Here is a 17,226-nt window from a genome sequence, read left to right as displayed (position 1 = left end):
GGAGATTATTAGGGGGAAAGAACGGGTGGCCCTGAACCCCTTGCCGCCGGGATACTCCTCTACCCCCACCCACACTCCCTCGGTTCCCCCCCCCCCCCCCCCCCCCTCCCCCCCCCCTCCACCCCAACCCCCCCCCCCCCCCCCCCCCCCCCCCCCCCCCTCGGCCGGGGGATCGTCACACCGTCCACCACGCCGTGGTGTCCGCGGGCAGGACGACGGTGCCGTCGCCCGCGGCGGCAGCCGCCGGTCCCGCAGTCGCCATCGGACCGCTGGCCAGCACGAGCGTGCCGGGCGCGGGGAGGCGTACCGGCGCGCCCGTGGTGTTGGTGGTGCAGACGAACCCGTCGCGGGACAGGGCGAGGACGCCGTCAGGAGCGTCCAGCCAGGTCACCGCTTCACCCGCGCCCAGCCCCGGGTGCTCTCGGCGGGCGGCCAGCGCCGCCCGGTACAGCTCCAGGGTCGAACCCGCGACCCCGGTCTGCGCCTCCACGCTCAGCTCGGCCCACGCCGGCGGCTGCGGAAGCCAGCTGCCGCCGCTGCCGAATCCGTACGAGGACCCGGAACGCGTCCACGGGATCGGCACCCGGCAGCCGTCACGGAAACCGTCCTGACCCTCCGCGCGGAAGAACGACGGATCCTGACGCACCTCGTCCGGAAGATCGGTGACGTCCGGCAGGCCGAGCTCCTCGCCCTGGTAGACGTACGCCGAGCCCGGCAGCGCCAGCATCAGCAGCGTGGCGGCACGCGCCCGGCGCAGACCGAGCTCGCGGTCGCCCTGCTCGCGCAGCTGGGTGCCGAGTCCTGGCGGGTTGCCGAAGCGGGTGGCGTGCCGGGTGACGTCGTGGTTGGACAGCACCCAGGTGGTGGGGGCGCCGACCGGGCGCATTGCGGCGAGCGAGCCGTCGATGACCTCGCGCAGTTCCTTCGCGTCCCAGTTGGTCGTCAGGTACTGGAAGTTGAAGGCCTGGTGCATCTCGTCGGGCCGCACGTACATCGCGGTGCGCTCGACCGTCGGCGTCCAGGCTTCGGCGACGAGGATGCGCTCGCCCTCGTACTCATCGAGGATCCGCCGCCAGGAGCGGTAGATCTCGTGGACGCCGTCCTGGTCGAAGAACGGCATGACATCGTTCCCCAGCAGCTTGAGCTGGTCGCCGGAGCCGATGTCGGGCAGGCCGGGCGCCTTGACGAGTCCGTGGGCGACGTCGACGCGGAAGCCGTCGGCGCCCAGGTCCAGCCAGAAGCGCAGGATCGAGCGGAACTCGTCCTGGACGGCCGGGTGCTCCCAGTTGAAGTCGGGCTGCTCCGGCGCGAACAGGTGCAGGTACCACTCGCCGTCGCTGCCGTCCGGGTTCGTGGTCCGGGTCCACGCCGGGCCGCCGAAGATCGACTCCCAGTCGTTCGGCGGCAGCTCGCCGTGCTCGCCCTTGCCGGGCCGGAAGTGGAAGCGCTCGCGCAGCCGGGAACCGGGGCCCTCGCGCAGCGCCTGGCGGAACCAGTCGTGCTGGTCGGAGCAGTGGTTGGGGACGAGGTCGACGATGATGCGCAGCCCCAGGCCGTGGGCGCTGCGGATCAGCGCGTCGGCGTCGTGGAGGGTGCCGAACATCGGGTCGATGGCCCGGTAGTCGGCGACGTCGTAGCCCGCGTCGGCCTGTGGGGAGGCGTAGAAGGGGCTGAGCCAGACCGCGTCGACGCCGAGCTCCTTGAGGTACGGGAGCCGGCTGCGTATCCCGGCGAGATCGCCCATGCCGTCACCGTTGCCGTCGGCGAAGCTGCGCGGATAGACCTGGTAGATCACCGCGTCCCGCCACCATGGCGCTGGCTCGGCACGGGTGCCGGTCGTCGTCGTGGTGGTGGCGGGGGCAGCGAGGTGCTGGGTCATTTCATCCCTGCGATGGTGGTGGATGGGGGGAGCGTACGTACGGTCGGGCGCGGCCCGTGGCGGGGCTCAGCCCTTGACCGCGCCTGCCGACACGCCGGTCACCAGATGGCGCTGGGCGAAGAGGAAGACGATCGCGGCGGGGATGGCGATGAGCACCGAGGCCGCGGTCATCGGCCCCCACTGGGCGCCGTACTGGTTGACGAACTTCTGCAGTCCGCCGGCGAGGGTCAGGTTCTCGTCGCCGACCATGAAGGCGGAGGCGTAGGCGACCTCGCCCCAGGCGGTGATGAAGGAGTAGAACGCGGTGACCGCGATGCCGGGCTTGGCGAGCGGCAGGATCAGCCGCCAGAAGGTGCCGAACGGGGTGAGCCCGTCGACCTGCCCGGACTCGTCGATCTCCCGCGGAATGGTGTCGAAGAAGCCCTTCATCATCCAGGCGCAGAACGGCACGGCGATGGTGAGGTACGTGATGACCAGACCGGCCGGCTCGTTGAGCAGGCCCATGCCCGCCATGATGTTGTAGATCGGCACGATCAGGACCGCGACCGGGAACATCTGGGTGATGAGCAGGGTCCACATGAGTCCGCGCTTGCCGGGGAAGCGGAAGCGGCTGACGGCGTAGCCGGTGGTCGCCGCGACGAACACACCGATGACCGTGGTGAGGCCCGCGACGAGCAGCGAGTTGCCGAACCAGGTGAGGAACTCGGTGTCCTCGATCAGCTTGCTGTAGTTCTCGAACGTCGTCTCTTTGAAGAAGTCGGTGGTGATCGCGTACTCCGCGGGCTTGATGGAGGTCAGGAAGACCCACAGCACCGGGAAGACGGCGATCACGGACGCGACGAGGAGCGTCAGATGCAGCGCGACCGAGGCGATCGGCGAACGGCGGCCGCGTGCCGGAGCGTTGGCCGGGACGTTGGTCGTGGTCACCAGGTTTCTCCCTGCTTGCGGAGGACGCGCTGGTAGACAGCGGCGAAGGCCATCAGGAGGACGAGGATCAGCACGCCCCAGGTGGAGGACTGCGCGAAGTCGCGCGGGCTGATCTCGAACGAGAACTTGTAGGCCTGGGTCACCAGGATCTGGGTCGCCTCACCGGGACCGCCCCGGGTGAGCAGGAAGATCACCGGGAACATGTTGAAGGTCCAGATGGTGCTCAGCAGGATCACCGTGGTGGACACCGACCGCAGACCGGGCACGGTGATGTGGCGGAACCGCTGCCAGGCGTTCGCGCCGTCCATCTCGGCCGCCTCGTACAGCTCGCCGGGTATGGACTGCAGACCGCCGAGCAGGGCGACCATCATGAACGGCACGCCGAGCCAGACGTTGACGGCGATCACCGAGAACTTCGCCCAGGTGGGGTCGTTGAGCCACGGCACGGCGTCGATGCCGCCACCCGCGAGGATCTTGTTGAGCAGACCGTTGTCCTCGTTGTAGAGGAAGCGCCAGGCGAAGACGGAGACGAAGCCGGGCACGGCCCACGGCAGGATCAGCATCATCCGGTAGAACGACCGGCCGGCGATCCTGCGGTTGAGGATGTTGGCGAGGGCGAGGCCCAGGCCGAAGGTGACGGCCACGCAGGAGACCGTCCACACCAGCGTCCACCCGAGGGTGTCGAGGAACTGGCTGCCGGTGAGCGCGTCGGCGTAGTTGTCGAGTCCGATGAATTCGTAGGTCGCCGGGAGGTGGTTCACCCCGATCGACCGCTCGACGTTCCGCTCGTTGGCGTTCGTCAGCGACAGATAGATGCCGCGGACGAGCGGATAGCCGATGATCACCCCGATCACGATCACCACGGGGGCGACCATGGTCCAGGCGTACCAGTGGGTGGAGAGGGCGCGGCGGAGCGGACCCGGCGCGCCGGCGGTGTCGCGGCGATGGCCGCGGGCCCTGTTGGGCTCCGCGGCCTTCGCCACCGACTGGCCGCTGGTGTGGACAGCCATCAGTCGGTCTCTTCCCTTACTTCCAGTCCTTGAGGAGCTTGCGGTAGGCGTCGCCTGCCGCCTTGCTCCCCTTCTCCGGGGTGGTCTGGCCGGTGAGGACCTTGGTGTACTCGGTCACCAGCGGGGCGAAGAGGCTGCCGGTCTCGGGGATCCAGGGGCGCTCGACGGCCTTGTCGACGACCGGCTTGAAGAAGCCGACGATCTCGTTGCCGCTGACGGACGGCTTGCTGTAGACCGAGGCGCGGGTCGGGAGCAGGCTGAGCTCCTTGGCGACCGTGGTCTGGGACTCGACGGAGCTCATGTACTCGACGAAGGCGTAGGACGCTTCGAGGTTCTTGGAACCGGCGTAGACGGCGAGGTTGTGGCCGCCCTGCGGGGCGCCCTGGCCGGCGGAGCCGGCGGGAACGGGCGTGATGCCGAGGTTCGCCTTGTCCTTGAACTCCTTGCCGGCGTAGGTGTCGGAGACGGCCCACGGGCCGTTGATCATCATGGCGACCTTGCCTTCCTTGAAGGCGGTCTGCATGTTGTTCCAGCCGTCGGTGGCGTCGGTCTTGGCGGCGCCGGAGTCGACGAGGTCCTTGACGACCTTCATGGCCTTGACACCGGCCGGGTTGTCGACCGTGACCTGCTTCTTCTCGGCGTCGACGAGGTCGCCGCCCTCGCCGTAGAGGAAGGACAGGAACCAGTACGCGTCGTCGCCGCGCAGGTACAGACCGGTCTTGCCGGTCTTGTCCTTGATCTTCTTGGAGATGGACTTCAGCTCGGCGATGGTGCCGGGCACCTCGACGCCGGCCTGCTGGAAGATCTTCTTGTTGTAGAAGATGCCCATGGAGTCGATGACCTGCGGCACCGCGTAGGTCTTGTCCTTGTACTTCGTGGAGGCGGCGGCCTGCGGCAGGAAGTCCTTCTCGTCCTTGAGGGCCGAGGTGCCGTCCAGCGGGGCGAGGTAGCCGAGGTCGGCGAACTCGGGGGTCCAGGCCACCTCGGAGCGGATCACGTCGGGGGCGCCGGAACCGGACTGGGCCGCGTTCTTGAACTTGTTCTGCGCCTCACCGAACGGCACGTTCACATACTTGATCTTGACGTCCGGGTGCAGCTTGGTGAAGCCCTCGGCGACCTTCTTGAAGACCTTGTCCTCGCTGCCGACGGTCGACGTGTCCCACCAGGTAACCGTGCCGGACAGCTTGCCCGAGCTGCTCTTGCCGCTCTCGGCGTCGTCGCCGCCGCACGCGGTCGCCGTGAGCGCCAGGCTCGCGACCAGGGCGGTGGCCGCTATGCCACGTCGCATGTGAACTCCTTCAACCTGGGCCGCTCCATCACGGCGCCGATTCGTCGAGGAACGTAACAAGGTTGAAAGAAGACCGAAAGACCTTGCGAGAGATTTCCGCAAGCAGCCGCGATCGTTACATCCGCGTGTCCTCACGGTGGCCGTTGCGAGCCTTGTCAGCGGGGGCCTCCCCCGCTCCGCCGCTTTTCACAGTGTGCGCAACTGCTTCCGCAAGAGATTGCAGCGCTGTTACCTTCGAGATAGGTCGCCGTTGATCCGGTAGATCCGGTACGTCCGGAACATCCTGAGACAGCATCCGAAGGGGAGCGCCCATGACGCAGGAGCTCAGCACGACCACCCCGCCGCAGCTCGCCGGGCGGACGCCGGACTGGTGGCGGGACGCCGTCATCTACCAGGTGTACGTCCGCTCCTTCGCCGACAGCGACGGCGACGGCATCGGCGATCTGCGTGGCATCCGCGACCGGCTCCCCCATCTCGCGGCGCTCGGCGTGGACGCGGTCTGGCTGACCCCCTTCTACGCGTCCCCGCAGGCCGACGGCGGATACGACGTCTCGGACTACCGGGCCGTCGACCCCCTCTTCGGCGCGCTCGACGACGCCGACGACCTCGTCCGCGAGGCCCACCGCCTGGGCCTCCGGGTGATCGTCGACATCGTGCCGAACCACACCTCCGACCAGCACACCTGGTTCCGCGAGGCGCTCGCCGGCGGTCCCGAGCGGGCGTACTACCACTTCCGCCCCGGAAAGGGGGCGGGCGGGGAACTGCCGCCGAACGACTGGGAATCGGTCTTCGGCGGCCCGGCGTGGACCCGGAGCACGAATCCGGACGGCAGCGACGGGGACTGGTACCTGCACCTCTTCGCGCCGGAGCAGCCTGACCTCAACTGGGAGCACCCCGCCGTGCGCGAGGAGTTCGACGCGGTCCTGCGCTTCTGGCTCGACCTCGGCGTCGACGGTTTCCGCATCGACGTGGCCCACGGCATGGTCAAGGCCGACGGGCTGCCCGACATCGGCGCCCGCGAGCAGGCGAAGATGATCGGCGCGCAGGTGCTGCCGTTCTTCGACCAGGACGGCGTCCACGAGATCCACCGCTCCTGGCGCCGACTCCTCGACGCGTACGACGGTGAGCGCATCGGGGTCGCCGAGGCCTGGGCCCCCACCCCGGAGCGGCTGGCGCTGTACGTACGCCCCGACGAGCTGCACCAGGCCTTCAATTTCCAGTTCCTGCGCTGCCCCTGGGATCCGGCCAGGATGCGGCAGGTCATCGACGCCTCACTGGCCGCGACGACCTCGGTGGGTGCGCCCACCACCTGGGTGCTCTCCAACCACGACGTCGTACGGCACCCCACCCGCTACGGCGACGGCCCCTCGGGGCTGCGGCGGGCCCGGGCCGCGGCCCTGCTGATGCTGGCGCTGCCCGGGTCGGCTTACGTCTACCAGGGCGAGGAACTGGGCCTTCCGGATGTAACAGACCTTCCGGATGAAGTGCGCCAAGACCCCTCATTCTTCCGCGCGGACGGCCAGGACGGCTTCCGCGACGGGTGCCGGGTGCCGATTCCCTGGACCAGGAACGGATCCTCGTACGGCTTCGGCTCCGGCGGCAGCTGGCTTCCGCAGCCACCGGAGTGGGCCGAGCTGAGCGTGGAGGCACAGACCGGCGTACAGGGCTCGACCCTGGAGCTCTACCGCGCGGCGCTCTCGGTCCGCCGCGAACATCCCGGCCTCGGCGCCGGCTCGGACGTGACCTGGCTGGACGCCCCCGACGGTGTCCTCGCCCTGGCCCGTGACGGCTTCCTCTGCACGACGAACACACGCGGCACGGACGTGGAGATCCCCGTACCGGGAAGTCTGCTGCTGTCGTCCGCGACACCCGAGTTCAACGGCGGGACGGTCCGCCTTCCCGCCGACTCCAGCATCTGGTGGGCAATCTGACATGCGACCGGTACAGTCCAATCCCATGACCGCACGGCTTGCCGACATCGCAGCCCAGGCGGGGGTCAGCGAGGCGACGGTCAGCCGGGTGCTCAACGGCAAGCCAGGCGTTGCCGCGACCACCCGCGAATCGGTGCTCGCCGCACTCGACGTCCTCGGCTACGAGCGTCCCGTACGACTGCGCCGCCGCAGCGCGGGGCTCGTCGGGCTCATCACGCCCGAACTGGAGAATCCGATATTCCCGGCCCTGGCCCAGGTCATCGGACAGGCGCTGACCCGCCAGGGCTACACCCCCGTGCTCGCCACCCAGACCCCCGGGGGCTCCACGGAGGACGAGCTCACCGAGATGCTCGTGGACCGTGGGGTCTCGGGAATCATCTTCGTCTCCGGACTGCACGCCGATACGAGCGCCGACATGCAGCGCTACGAGAAGCTGCGCGCCCAGGGCGTGCCCTTCGTACTCGTCGACGGTTTCTCGCCGGACGTGCAGGCACCGTTCATCTCGCCCGACGACCGGGCGGCCATGCAGCTGGCCGTGACCCATCTCGTCTCCCTCGGCCACACCCGTATCGGACTGGCCCTCGGACCCCGGCGGTTCGTCCCCGTCCTGCGGAAGATCGAGGGCTTCGTCAAGGCGGTCCGTGACCAGCTCGGCCTGAGCCAACAGGAGATCGAGTCCCAGCTGATCCAGCACTCCCTCTACACCCTGGAGGGCGGGCAGGCCGCGGCGTCCGCGCTGATGGACCGCGGCTGCACGGCGGTGGTCTGCGCGAGCGACATGATGGCGCTCGGCGCGATCCGCGCGGCGCGGCAACGCGGGCTGGACGTACCCGCCGACATCTCAGTCGTCGGCTTCGACGACTCCCCGCTCATCGCGTTCACCGACCCGCCGCTGACGACGGTCCGCAAGCCGGTACCGGCGATGGGACAGGCGGCGGTACGCACGCTGCTGGAGGAGATCGGCGGTACGCCCGCCCCGCACAGCGAATTCGTCTTCATGCCGGAGCTGGTCGTCCGCGGTTCGACCGCCGCGGGTCCCGTGCACGGCTCCTAGGGGCGGCCCGCGTCCGGAAGACACACGCCCAGGGCCTGTCTTCCGGATCAGGCCCTGGTCCCTGGTCCCTAGTCCCCAGGACGTACCCCGAGCACGGCCAGAACCCGACCGGGGGATGATCGGACGAGCCGTACCTATCTGGCAGACTCTGCTCCTATGGGTGAAGCGACCGTGAAATCTGTGGAAGACCGGACTGCGGCCCCGTCACCCATGGTGACGGAGGACGTCCCGGCCCCCGGGGAAGGCCGACTGCAGAGGATGCGGTCGGTGCGGCGGCCGCGTATCTGGTTCGAGATCCTGCTCATTGCGGTCAGTTACTGGATATACTCGCTCATTCGTAACGCGGTTCCGGAGCAGAAGGCTCAGGCCCTGCGGAACGCCGACTGGATCTGGGACGCCGAGAAGGCGCTCGGCATCGCCGTCGAGCAGTCGGTCAACCACGCCGTGAATTCGGTGACCTGGCTGATCGTGACGATGAACTACTACTACGCCACCCTGCACTTCATCGTGACCATAGGCGTGCTGGTGTGGCTCTACCGCCGTCACCCGGGCCGCTACGCCCCGGCCCGCCTCGTGCTCTTCGCGACCACCGGCGTCGCGCTCGTCGGCTACTACCTGTACCCGCTGGCGCCGCCCCGTCTGATGAACGGCCAGAACTTCATCGACACGGTGCTGGTGCACCACACCTGGGGCTCGATGGCCTCGGGCAACCTGAAGAACATGTCCAACCAGTACGCGGCGATGCCTTCGATGCACATCGGCTGGTCGCTGTGGTGCGGGCTCACCATCTTCGCCCTGGCGTCGGCGCCGTGGGGGAAGATCCTGGGCCTGCTGTACCCGACGCTGACGCTGATAGTGATCGTCGCGACGGCCAACCACTTCTGGCTGGACGCGGTGGGCGGCCTGCTGTGCCTCGGCTTCGGATACGGGCTGTCGTACGCCTGGTACGGAGCTCTCCCGCACCGCCTGCCCCGCTGGGCCCCGGCGACCGGCACCGGCACCGGCACCGGCACCAACGACGAGCACGGCAACGTCCTGGCGGCGCCGGAGCTGAACGCCGTACGACGCTGAGCCGACACGGGGGCAGCGACAAGGGGGTCGCCCTCACCGTGAGTGAGTAGCAGCGCCCGCCCCTCAGCCGAGTCGATGCGTCACGTACCCACCCGCCATCGGGAGCACGACCGCCGCCACCCCCGACTCCCCCGCCGCCACCGCCGCGTGGGACGTGCACCCCTCCAGGGCCATCAGCCCGGTCAGCCCGCGCCCGAGCGACGCCGCGCCGTGCCGCCGCCCTACGCCCCGTAGAACAGCTCCTCCACCACCGCGCGCGCCCGCCTCGTCGCCCGTCGGTAGTCGTCGACCATCTCGCCGCTGTATCCCATCTGCGGCTGCCGCCCCGTGGGCCCGGGGCCGTATCCCAAGTACCGCCCCACCGCGCCCAGTTCGCGGCCGTCCGAGGGGAACGTGTCCCCGGGGCGGCCGCGGACCAGCATCACGCCGTTGCGGACGCGGGTGGCGAGGACCCAGGCGTCGTCGAGGATCTGGGCGTCCTCCGTGGACAGCAGGCCCGCGGCGTGGGCGGCGGCGAGGGCCTCGCGCGTGCGGGTCGTCCGCAGGCCGGGCTCCGCCCAGCCGTGGCGCATCTGGAGGAGCTGGACCGTCCATTCGACGTCGCTGAGGCCGCCCCGGCCCAGCTTGGTGTGGAGGGTCGGATCGGCGCCGCGCGGCAGACGTTCCGTTTCCATCCGGGCCTTGAGGCGGCGGATCTCGCGGACCGCGTCCTCGCCGAGGCCCTCCGCCGGGTAGCGCAGCGGGTCGATCAGCTCGATGAAGCGCGCGCCCAGGTCGGCGTCGCCGGCCATCGGTTCGGCGCGGAGCAGCGCCTGGCTCTCCCAGACGAGCGACCAGCGGCGGTAGTACGCGGCGTACGAGGCGAGCGTACGCACCAGGGGTCCGCTCTTGCCCTCCGGGCGCAGGTCCGCGTCGATCAGCAACGGCGGGTCGGCGGTGGGGACCTGGAGCAGTCGCCGGATCTCCGAGACGACCGTGTTCGCGGCCTGCGCGGCCTCCTGCTCGTCGACGCCGTCGCGCGGCTCGTGGACGAACAGGACGTCCGCGTCGGAGCCGTAGGCCAGCTCGTGGCCGCCGAAGCGGCCCACGCCGATGACGGCGAAGCGGGTGGGGAGGGTGTCCCCCCACTTTTCGCGTACGACGGCCCGCAGGGCACCCGCGATCGTCGCCGCGTTCAGGTCGGTGACGGCGTTGCCCACGCGGTCGACGAGCGCGCCCGGGTCCTGCTCGGCGGGGCTGTCCTCGGTGCCGTACGAGCTGATCAGATCGGCCGCCGCGGTACGGAACAGCTCGCGCCGCCGCACCCCGCGGGCCGCGGCGACCGCCGCCTCCGCGCCGTCCGCGCGGCCGACCGCGGCCAGCACCTCCTGCTCCAGATGCTCCCGGCCGCGCGGCTTCAGTCCCTCCGGGTCACCGAGGAGCGCCACCGCCTCCGGGGCGCGCAGCAGCAGATCGGGGGCGAGGCGGCCGGCGGACAGCACGCGCGCCAGGTTCTCCGCGGCGGCGCCCTCGTCCCGCAGGAGCCGCAGGTACCAGGGGGTCTTGCCGAGCGCGTCGGACACCTTGCGGAAGCCGAGCAGCCCGGCGTCCGGGTCGGCGGAGTCCGCGAACCAGCCGAGCAGCACCGGCAGCAGTGTTCGCTGGATCGCCGCCTTGCGGGTCATCCCGGACGACAGGGCCTCCAGATGGCGCAGCGCCGCGGCCGGGTCGGCGTAACCGAGCGCTTCCAGCCGCTGCACGGCCGCCTTCGCGCTTAGCCGGGTCTCGCCGGGCGCCAGCTGCGCGACCGCGTCCAGCAGCGGCCGGTAGAACAGCTTCTCGTGCAGCCGTCGCACGACCGCCCCGTGCCGCCGCCACTCCTTGTTGAGTTCGACGACCGGGTCGGCGCGCAGCCCCAGCGACCGTCCGAGACGGCGCTGGTCCTCCTCGCCCTCGGGCACGAGGTGGGTGCGGCGCAGCCGGTACAGCTGGATGCGGTGTTCCATCGCGCGCAGGAAGCGGTACGCCGCGTCGAGCTGCGCCGCGTCCGCGCGTCCCACGTACCCGCCCGCCGCGAGCGCGTTCAGCGCGTCGAGGGTGGTGCCACTGCGCAGCGTCGCGTCGCTGCGGCCGTGCACCAACTGCAGGAGCTGAACGGCGAACTCGACGTCCCGCAGCCCGCCCGGGCCGAGCTTCAGCTCGCGATCGATATGGGCCACGGGGATGTTGTCGACGACCCGGCGGCGCATCTTCTGCACGTCCGGGACGAAGTTCTCGCGCTCCGCGGCCTGCCATACGAGCGGTGAGACGGCCTCGATGTACTCGGCGCCCAGCTCGGGGTCGCCCGCCACCGGCCGCGCCTTGAGCAGCGCCTGGAACTCCCAGGTCTTCGCCCACCGCTGGTAGTACGCGAGGTGGCTGGAGAGGGTGCGCACCAGCGGGCCGTTGCGCCCCTCGGGACGCAGATTGGCGTCGACCGGCCAGATCGCGCCCTCGACGGTCGTCTCCGAGCAGATCCGCATGAGGTGCGACGCGAGCCGGGTCGCGGCCTTGATCGCCTTCGGCTCGTCGGCCCCTTCGACCGGCTCCCCGACGAAGATCACGTCGACGTCGGAGACGTAGTTCAACTCGTGACCACCGCACTTGCCCATGGCGATCACCGCGAGCCGGCACATGGCGGCGTCCTCGGGCGCGGCGGTACGGGCGATGGCGAGCGCTGCCCGGAGCGTTGCCGTCGCCAGGTCGGCGAGCTCGGCCGCGGTCTGGGCGACATCCGTGGTGCCGCACACGTCACGGGCCGCTATCGACAGCAGACAGCGGCGGTACGCGACGCGCAGCGACACCGGTTCGGTGGCATCGGCAAGCCCGCGCTCGAACTCCTCCACACCGGGGTGCAGGTCCACCGCCTCGTACATCAGGAGCGCATGCCAGTCGCGCGGGTGCCGCGCCAGATGGTCACCGAGGGCCTCGGACGCGCCGAGCACGCCGAGCAGCCGGTCACGCAGCGGCTTCGCGGAGATCAGGGTGTCGAGGAGTACCCGCCGCTCCTCGGGCTCCTGCGCCTCGACCAGGCGTACGAGTCCGCGCAGCGCCAGATCGGGGTCGGCGGTCGCGCCCAGCGCGTCGAGGAGGACGGAGTCCGCTCGTACGGGCGCCATCTCGGGCAGACCGAGGAACCGCTCGGCGACGGCGGGGTGGGTGAAGCCGTGCCGCAGCAGACGGGTGAAGGTACTGCTCCTGCGCCCCGGCACCGATGTCATCCCGCCGCCTCCGATCAAGGTCCGGATCCCGGTCCGAGCCTAGTCGCAGGTGCGGGGAGGGGGCGCTCGCAGGACTCTGGTCATGAGGGTGGTGCCGTGCTGTTCCGGGCGGTGCCTTGCCGCGCAGCGCCGTGCTGTGCCGCGCCGTGCTGTGCCGCGCCGTGCTGTGCCGCACCTCCCCGTGATGTGCCGCGCCGCGATGTTCGCCATGGTCCTCGTCCGGGCGAGACAGCCCGTATTCCTGGAATGTCGGTCTTCTATGACGCCAAGCACGTTTCGCCCCATCGGGAAGCACCGTCGCCATGCCTTCCTCGCCTAGGGCCCGGGCAGGCCCTGGCCGCTGCCGGGAGCACTCTGCCCTGCGCGGCTGCGGCCGCGGCTGCGACTGCGACTGCGACTGCGACTGCGACTGCGACTGGTCCCAACGCGGCAGGGCCCAACGCGGTCGGCCCCAACGCGGCCGGTTCCGACGTGGGCTGTTCCGGCACGGTCTGGTCGCCGCTCTCGCCCTGGCCCCGGTGGCCGGGCTCGCCGACGCCACCGTGTCCGTGCCCGACGAGGCCCCCGTGGCGCGCCCGGAGGCGCGGCCCACGGCGCCCGCCGTGCAGCCGGTGCGCACCACCGTCGGCGAGACGGTGATGCAGATCGTCGCCCACCCCGACGACGACCTGTTCTTCATGAACCCGGACACCAGCCGGTCGATCGCCACCGGCCGCAGCCTGACCTCGGTGTATCTCACGGCCGGTGAGTCCGACGGGGTCAACGCCCCCCGCGACGACCCGAGTCCGCCCGCCGCCGACAAGGCCGCGTACGCCGAGGCCCGCCAGAACGGGATACGCGCGGCCTACGCCGAGATGGCCACCGGCGACCGGACCAGCCCCTGGTCGCGTACGTCCATACCCACGGCGGGCGGCAGCCGGGCCGAGCTGGACACCCTCCGCGCCCGGCCCGAGATCAGCCTCGTCTGGGTGCAGCTCCACGAGGCCGGCAGCATACGCGGCGACCGGCCGCACAGCCTGCACGGCCTGTGGGACGGCCGCGTGGACACACTGTCGTCGCAGCTCGCCTCCGGTGCGCCGGTACGGGAGGACTTCTCGTACACGAAGCAGCAGGTCGTCGACACGATCGCGGGGCTGTTGGAACGGTTCCGGCCGACGTTCGTGCGGATGCAGGACCCGACGCCGGGCCGTACGGCGAACGGCGCGTACGCCGACCACCAGGACCACATGTACGGGGCACGGTTCGCCCAGGCGGCACTCGCACGGTACGCGGAGACCTCGAGGGCTGCGGGGACCACGGGAGCGGCAAGGACCGCGGGGACCGCGGGCACTTCCGAGCCGCGCCCGCGCTTCGGCGTCCAGACGTATCTCGGATACTTCACCAGCGGCCTGCCGCACACCCTCGACCCGGCAACCGCCGCGGCCAAGCTGCGCACCCTCAAGACGTACGCCTGGACGGACGGCACCGATCACTGCGGCGACCCGGCGGGGTGCGGCGACCGCAAGGTGGCCGCACGGCCCGCCGCGCACGGCTGGGCGCGGACGGTCCGCTACACGCGGGGCGACTCGACGTCCTGGGCACAGGAGGGCGCGGACGGCGCGGCATGGGCGTTCTCCGTGCTCGACGGCCGGCTGGCGGTCTGGCACCGCGCGGCGGTCGCCACGGCATGGACCGGGCCGCGGCTGCTGCACGGCGGCGGTGTCGACAGCGGGGTGACGTCGGTACGCCTCCCCGACGGCCGGATCGCCGTCCTCGGCACCCGTACGACGATCGGCGAGCGCGCCGCCGACTACCGCCGGGACGTCGTCCTCGCGGTGCAGCGCACCCCCGGCGGGGCCTTCGGGCCGTGGGCCTCGCTCGGCACGCCCGAGCGTGCCGACGCGAGCGGAACGTCCGACATCAGCGCTCCGGCCGCCGCCGTGGACGCCGACGGACGGCTCACCGTCCACCTCCGCGATGCCGGCCACCGTCTCAGCACCCGCGTCCAGCGCGCCGACGGCAGCTGGGGCGCCTGGACCCGGCTGGGAGGTGTCGATCTGCACGGCGACCCGGTCGTCGCCGCCGACTCCACCGGCCGGCACACGGTCTTCGCCGCCACCCCGAGGTCGGTGCTGGCCTGGACGCAGGCACGCCCCGGGGCACCGTTCTCCGGGCCACTGCCGACCGGACTGCCGCCGACCACGCTGGCGCTCAGCGCGACGGCGGACGCCGGCGGCGACGGGTACGGGAACGGGAACGGCCTACGGGCCGGAGACAGCGGCGACGGGTACGGGAAGGGCCTGCAGGCCGAGGACGGCGGCGGCGTACGGCTCTGGTACCGCGCCCCGGTCACGGGCGAGGTGCGCAGCGCCCGCTTCACCGGTGGCCGCCCCGGCACCCGGGGCGCGGCCGAGAAGAGGCTGCGCGCCACCTCGCCCATGACCGCCACCGGCATGGCGGGCTTCGGCCCGGTGAGCGCGGGCAGGGAGCTGCTGGCCGTGCGATCCCGTACGGGCATGCTGGCGACGGCCCCGGCCGTACCGGGAACGAACCCGGGCTGGACGGAGTCCGGCTTCCTCTTCGCGGGGGCACCCGCGGTCGTACCCGGCGGTGTGGCCACGATCGGTCTGGACGGCACCCTGCACTGGACGCCCGCGGCCCGATGAGTCCGGTGGTCCGACGAGTCCCGCGGCCCGATGAGTCCCGCGGCGATGAGTCCCGCGGCCGCGCACGGTCCATACATGTGTGACAGAAGGCCCGCCGCGGCCGAACGAACCCGACCACGAAAGGACCCCGCCATGCCGGCCCAGGAACCACAGACGGAGCTCGACGCGCGCTACAGCTCCCCCGACGCCACCGCGACACCGTGGCCGGACGCGGTCGCCCAGCTGAACGAGTCGGAGATCTTCTGGCTCTCGACCGTGCGCCCGGACGGCCGCCCGCACGTGACCCCACTGATGGCGGTCTGGCTGGACGACACGCTCCACTTCACCACCGGTGAACAGGAGCGCAAGGCGCGCAACCTCGCCGCCAACCCCCACGTCGTCCTCACCACCGGCACCAACACCGACAGCGAGGGCCGCGACCTGGTCGTCGAGGGCGAGGCGGCCGTGGTGTCCGACGAGCCGCGACTCGCACGGCTGGCCGAGGCCTGGGAGTCGAAGTACGGTCCGGAGTGGCACTTCGAGGTCCGGGACAAGGCCTTCTGGCACGAAGGCGGAGGCCGCTCCCTGGTCTTCGGCGTGACACCCCGTACCGCCTTCGGCTTCGGCAGGGGCGAGACCTACAGCCAGACCCGCTGGCGCTTCACCGGCTGAGGGCGCCCGGACGGCCGAACGGAGACCGTTCCATGGAATGGACCCTCGAAGTGATCGTCATTCCGGTCACCGACGTGGACCGGGCCAAGCGCTTCTACATGGACCAGTGCGGCTTCAACGCCGACCTCGACATGTCGCCCTTCGAGGGGAGCCGCTTCGTCCAGCTCACCCCGCCCGGCTCGCGCTGCTCCATCGTCATCGAGGCCGGCCTGCCCGACTCCCCCGGCCGGCCGCGGATGACTCCGGGTTCCCTCCAGGGCCTGCAACTGTGCGTCACCGACATCGACGCGGCCAGGTCGGAGCTGGTGAGCCGTGGCGTGGTGGTCGGTCCGGTCCGGCGCGTCGGGCCGTCGGGCTGGGAGGACGGCAAGGGCAAGGAACCCTGGAATTCCTTCCTGTTCTTCCAGGACCCTGATGGCAACGGCTGGGTGGTCCAGGAGGCACCGACACCACTCGCCAGCCGGTGACGGCCCGAGCCGACCGGTGACGGTCCAAGTCGACCGGTGACGGTCCGGCAGCTGACACAGGAGGTCCCTCCATGGAGTTCACGCTCGAAGTGATCCTCGTCCCCGTCTCCGACGTGGACCGGGCCAAGGAGTTCTACCGCGACAAGGCCGGCTTCCACGTCGATCACGACACCCGTATCGACGAGCGGTTCCGCATCGTGCAGCTGACCCCGCCCGGCTCGGGCTGTTCCGTCGTCATCGGCGAGGGCATACCCGTGCCGGGCGGCAGGACGCTCGAACCCGGCTCGTACCAGGGCCTCCAGCTGGTCGTGGGCGACATCAAGGCGGCCCATGCCGAACTCGTCGCCCGTGGCCTGGACGTCACCGAACCCGAAGTGGTCGCGCCGGGCGACGGTGGCACGTTCATGTACTTCTCCGACCCCGACGGCAATGGCTGGGCCATCCAGGAGTGGACCCGGCGCGCCTCCCAGCCCCTCCACGCGCTCCTGGCCGAGCAGGCACGCGAGCGTGCGGACGGCGACGGCGCGGCCGGCGGAGCCACGGCCGGCGGCGAAGCGGACTAGCCGGTCCCCGCAAGGAATCCGGGCAGCGCCATGGAATGGACCCTCGAAGTGATCGTCGTTCCGGTCAGCGACGTCGACCGGGCCAGGACCTTCTACGCCGACCAGTGCGGCTTCACGGTCGACCACGACAGCAGCATCGGCAAAGGCGTCCGCATCATCCAGCTGACCCCGCCCGGGTCGCCCTGCTCGATCGTCATCGGTGAGGGCATGCCTCCTGCCCCCGGCCAGACGGTGATGGCCCCCGGCGCCATCCAGGGCCTGCAACTCTGTGTCCCCGACATCGAGTCGGCCCACGACGAGCTGCTGGCCCGTGGCGTCGCGGTCAGCGCGGTCCAGCATGTCTCCGCCACGGGCTGGGCCCAGGGCAAGGGCGAGGCGTGGAACTCGTTCGTGTTCTTCCAGGACCCCGACGGCAACGGCTGGGTCGTCCAGGAGGCCCCGGCGCCCCTGTCGGACCGCCGCCACTAGGACCTGTCTCCTGGTCAGGCGGCCCGACAGCCG

General features: G+C 71.0%; 13 protein-coding genes. 8 read left to right on the top strand and 5 right to left on the bottom strand.

Features of this window, described 5'->3' with window-relative positions; all coding sequences use genetic code 11:
- Nucleotides 1-175: 175 nt before the first annotated feature.
- The 4 genes from AC0699_RS22680 to AC0699_RS22665 form a co-directional block, all read right to left on the bottom strand.
- Nucleotides 176-1,879: a glycoside hydrolase family 13 protein gene (locus tag AC0699_RS22680; RefSeq protein ID WP_478663069.1), complete on the bottom strand. Its 1,704-nt coding sequence runs from the start codon at nucleotides 1,877-1,879 to the stop codon at nucleotides 176-178.
- A gap of 66 nt (nucleotides 1,880-1,945) precedes the next feature.
- Nucleotides 1,946-2,806 carry a sugar ABC transporter permease gene (locus AC0699_RS22675; RefSeq protein WP_478663067.1) on the bottom strand — a complete coding sequence of 287 codons (861 nt, stop codon included), beginning with the start codon at nucleotides 2,804-2,806 and terminating at the stop codon, nucleotides 1,946-1,948.
- On the bottom strand, nucleotides 2,803-3,816 hold the full coding sequence (locus tag AC0699_RS22670; RefSeq protein ID WP_469768293.1) for a carbohydrate ABC transporter permease: 1,014 nt from the start codon (nucleotides 3,814-3,816) through the stop codon (nucleotides 2,803-2,805). Before AC0699_RS22670 ends, AC0699_RS22675 begins: the two co-directional genes overlap by 4 nt.
- A 16-nt stretch (nucleotides 3,817-3,832) precedes the next feature.
- Nucleotides 3,833-5,104: an extracellular solute-binding protein gene (locus AC0699_RS22665; protein ID WP_478663064.1), complete on the bottom strand. Its 1,272-nt coding sequence runs from the start codon at nucleotides 5,102-5,104 to the stop codon at nucleotides 3,833-3,835.
- Nucleotides 5,105-5,415: 311 nt separating this feature from the next.
- Between AC0699_RS22665 and AC0699_RS22660 the strand changes: the two genes are divergently transcribed.
- The 3 genes from AC0699_RS22660 (at nucleotide 5,416) to AC0699_RS22650 (ending at nucleotide 9,160) form a co-directional block, all read left to right on the top strand.
- Nucleotides 5,416-7,035, top strand: coding sequence for a glycoside hydrolase family 13 protein (locus AC0699_RS22660; RefSeq protein WP_478663062.1), 1,620 nt, complete (start codon nucleotides 5,416-5,418; stop codon nucleotides 7,033-7,035).
- Nucleotides 7,036-7,060: 25 nt separating this feature from the next.
- Nucleotides 7,061-8,089 (top strand): LacI family DNA-binding transcriptional regulator, encoded by a 1,029-nt coding sequence (locus AC0699_RS22655; RefSeq protein ID WP_469768290.1) that lies wholly within the window; start codon nucleotides 7,061-7,063, stop codon nucleotides 8,087-8,089.
- A 156-nt stretch (nucleotides 8,090-8,245) separates the two neighbouring features.
- A complete protein-coding gene (locus AC0699_RS22650; protein WP_478663057.1) occupies nucleotides 8,246-9,160 on the top strand; it encodes a phosphatase PAP2 family protein in 915 nt (304 codons plus the stop codon).
- Between the two features lie 221 nt (nucleotides 9,161-9,381).
- On the opposite strand, the gene AC0699_RS22645 is transcribed toward AC0699_RS22650, so the two are convergent.
- Nucleotides 9,382-12,399 (bottom strand): bifunctional [glutamine synthetase] adenylyltransferase/[glutamine synthetase]-adenylyl-L-tyrosine phosphorylase, encoded by a 3,018-nt coding sequence (locus AC0699_RS22645; RefSeq protein WP_478663055.1) that lies wholly within the window; start codon nucleotides 12,397-12,399, stop codon nucleotides 9,382-9,384.
- A gap of 518 nt (nucleotides 12,400-12,917) precedes the next feature.
- Here AC0699_RS22645 and AC0699_RS22640 point away from each other — a divergent pair.
- The 5 genes from AC0699_RS22640 (at nucleotide 12,918) to AC0699_RS22620 (ending at nucleotide 17,193) form a co-directional block, all read left to right on the top strand.
- A complete protein-coding gene (locus AC0699_RS22640) occupies nucleotides 12,918-15,044 on the top strand; it encodes a PIG-L family deacetylase (RefSeq protein ID WP_478663053.1) in 2,127 nt (708 codons plus the stop codon).
- 132 nt (nucleotides 15,045-15,176) lie between these two features.
- Complete coding sequence (locus AC0699_RS22635) at nucleotides 15,177-15,695, top strand: pyridoxamine 5'-phosphate oxidase family protein (RefSeq protein ID WP_478663051.1); 519 nt, start codon at nucleotides 15,177-15,179, stop codon at nucleotides 15,693-15,695.
- A 32-nt stretch (nucleotides 15,696-15,727) separates the two neighbouring features.
- Nucleotides 15,728-16,162, top strand: coding sequence for a VOC family protein (locus AC0699_RS22630; protein WP_478663049.1), 435 nt, complete (start codon nucleotides 15,728-15,730; stop codon nucleotides 16,160-16,162).
- Between the two features lie 71 nt (nucleotides 16,163-16,233).
- Nucleotides 16,234-16,725: a VOC family protein gene (locus AC0699_RS22625; RefSeq protein ID WP_478663046.1), complete on the top strand. Its 492-nt coding sequence runs from the start codon at nucleotides 16,234-16,236 to the stop codon at nucleotides 16,723-16,725.
- A gap of 30 nt (nucleotides 16,726-16,755) precedes the next feature.
- The gene (locus AC0699_RS22620) at nucleotides 16,756-17,193 is read left to right on the top strand and encodes a VOC family protein (RefSeq protein ID WP_478663045.1); all 438 of its coding nucleotides are present in this window, start codon (nucleotides 16,756-16,758) and stop codon (nucleotides 17,191-17,193) included.
- Nucleotides 17,194-17,226 lie beyond the last annotated feature (33 nt).

The organism is Streptomyces sp. NPDC043870 (genome assembly GCF_056435785.1).
Note: the sequence above shows the minus strand (reverse complement) of the source record. Positions and strands in the feature narration are given on the sequence as shown.

Excerpts from the sequence above, each read along its gene's own strand:
- AC0699_RS22680 (WP_478663069.1), bottom strand. The coding sequence starts at position 1,879 with ATGACCCAGCACCTCGCTGCCCCCGCCACCACCACGACGACGACCGGC.
- AC0699_RS22670 (WP_469768293.1), bottom strand. The coding sequence starts at position 3,816 with ATGGCTGTCCACACCAGCGGCCAGTCGGTGGCGAAGGCCGCGGAGCCC.
- AC0699_RS22665 (WP_478663064.1), bottom strand. The coding sequence starts at position 5,104 with ATGCGACGTGGCATAGCGGCCACCGCCCTGGTCGCGAGCCTGGCGCTC.
- AC0699_RS22660 (WP_478663062.1), top strand. The coding sequence starts at position 5,416 with ATGACGCAGGAGCTCAGCACGACCACCCCGCCGCAGCTCGCCGGGCGG.
- AC0699_RS22655 (WP_469768290.1), top strand. The coding sequence starts at position 7,061 with ATGACCGCACGGCTTGCCGACATCGCAGCCCAGGCGGGGGTCAGCGAG.
- AC0699_RS22650 (WP_478663057.1), top strand. The coding sequence starts at position 8,246 with ATGGGTGAAGCGACCGTGAAATCTGTGGAAGACCGGACTGCGGCCCCG.
- AC0699_RS22645 (WP_478663055.1), bottom strand. The coding sequence starts at position 12,399 with ATGACATCGGTGCCGGGGCGCAGGAGCAGTACCTTCACCCGTCTGCTG.
- AC0699_RS22635 (WP_478663051.1), top strand. The coding sequence starts at position 15,177 with ATGCCGGCCCAGGAACCACAGACGGAGCTCGACGCGCGCTACAGCTCC.
- AC0699_RS22630 (WP_478663049.1), top strand. The coding sequence starts at position 15,728 with ATGGAATGGACCCTCGAAGTGATCGTCATTCCGGTCACCGACGTGGAC.
- AC0699_RS22625 (WP_478663046.1), top strand. The coding sequence starts at position 16,234 with ATGGAGTTCACGCTCGAAGTGATCCTCGTCCCCGTCTCCGACGTGGAC.
- AC0699_RS22620 (WP_478663045.1), top strand. The coding sequence starts at position 16,756 with ATGGAATGGACCCTCGAAGTGATCGTCGTTCCGGTCAGCGACGTCGAC.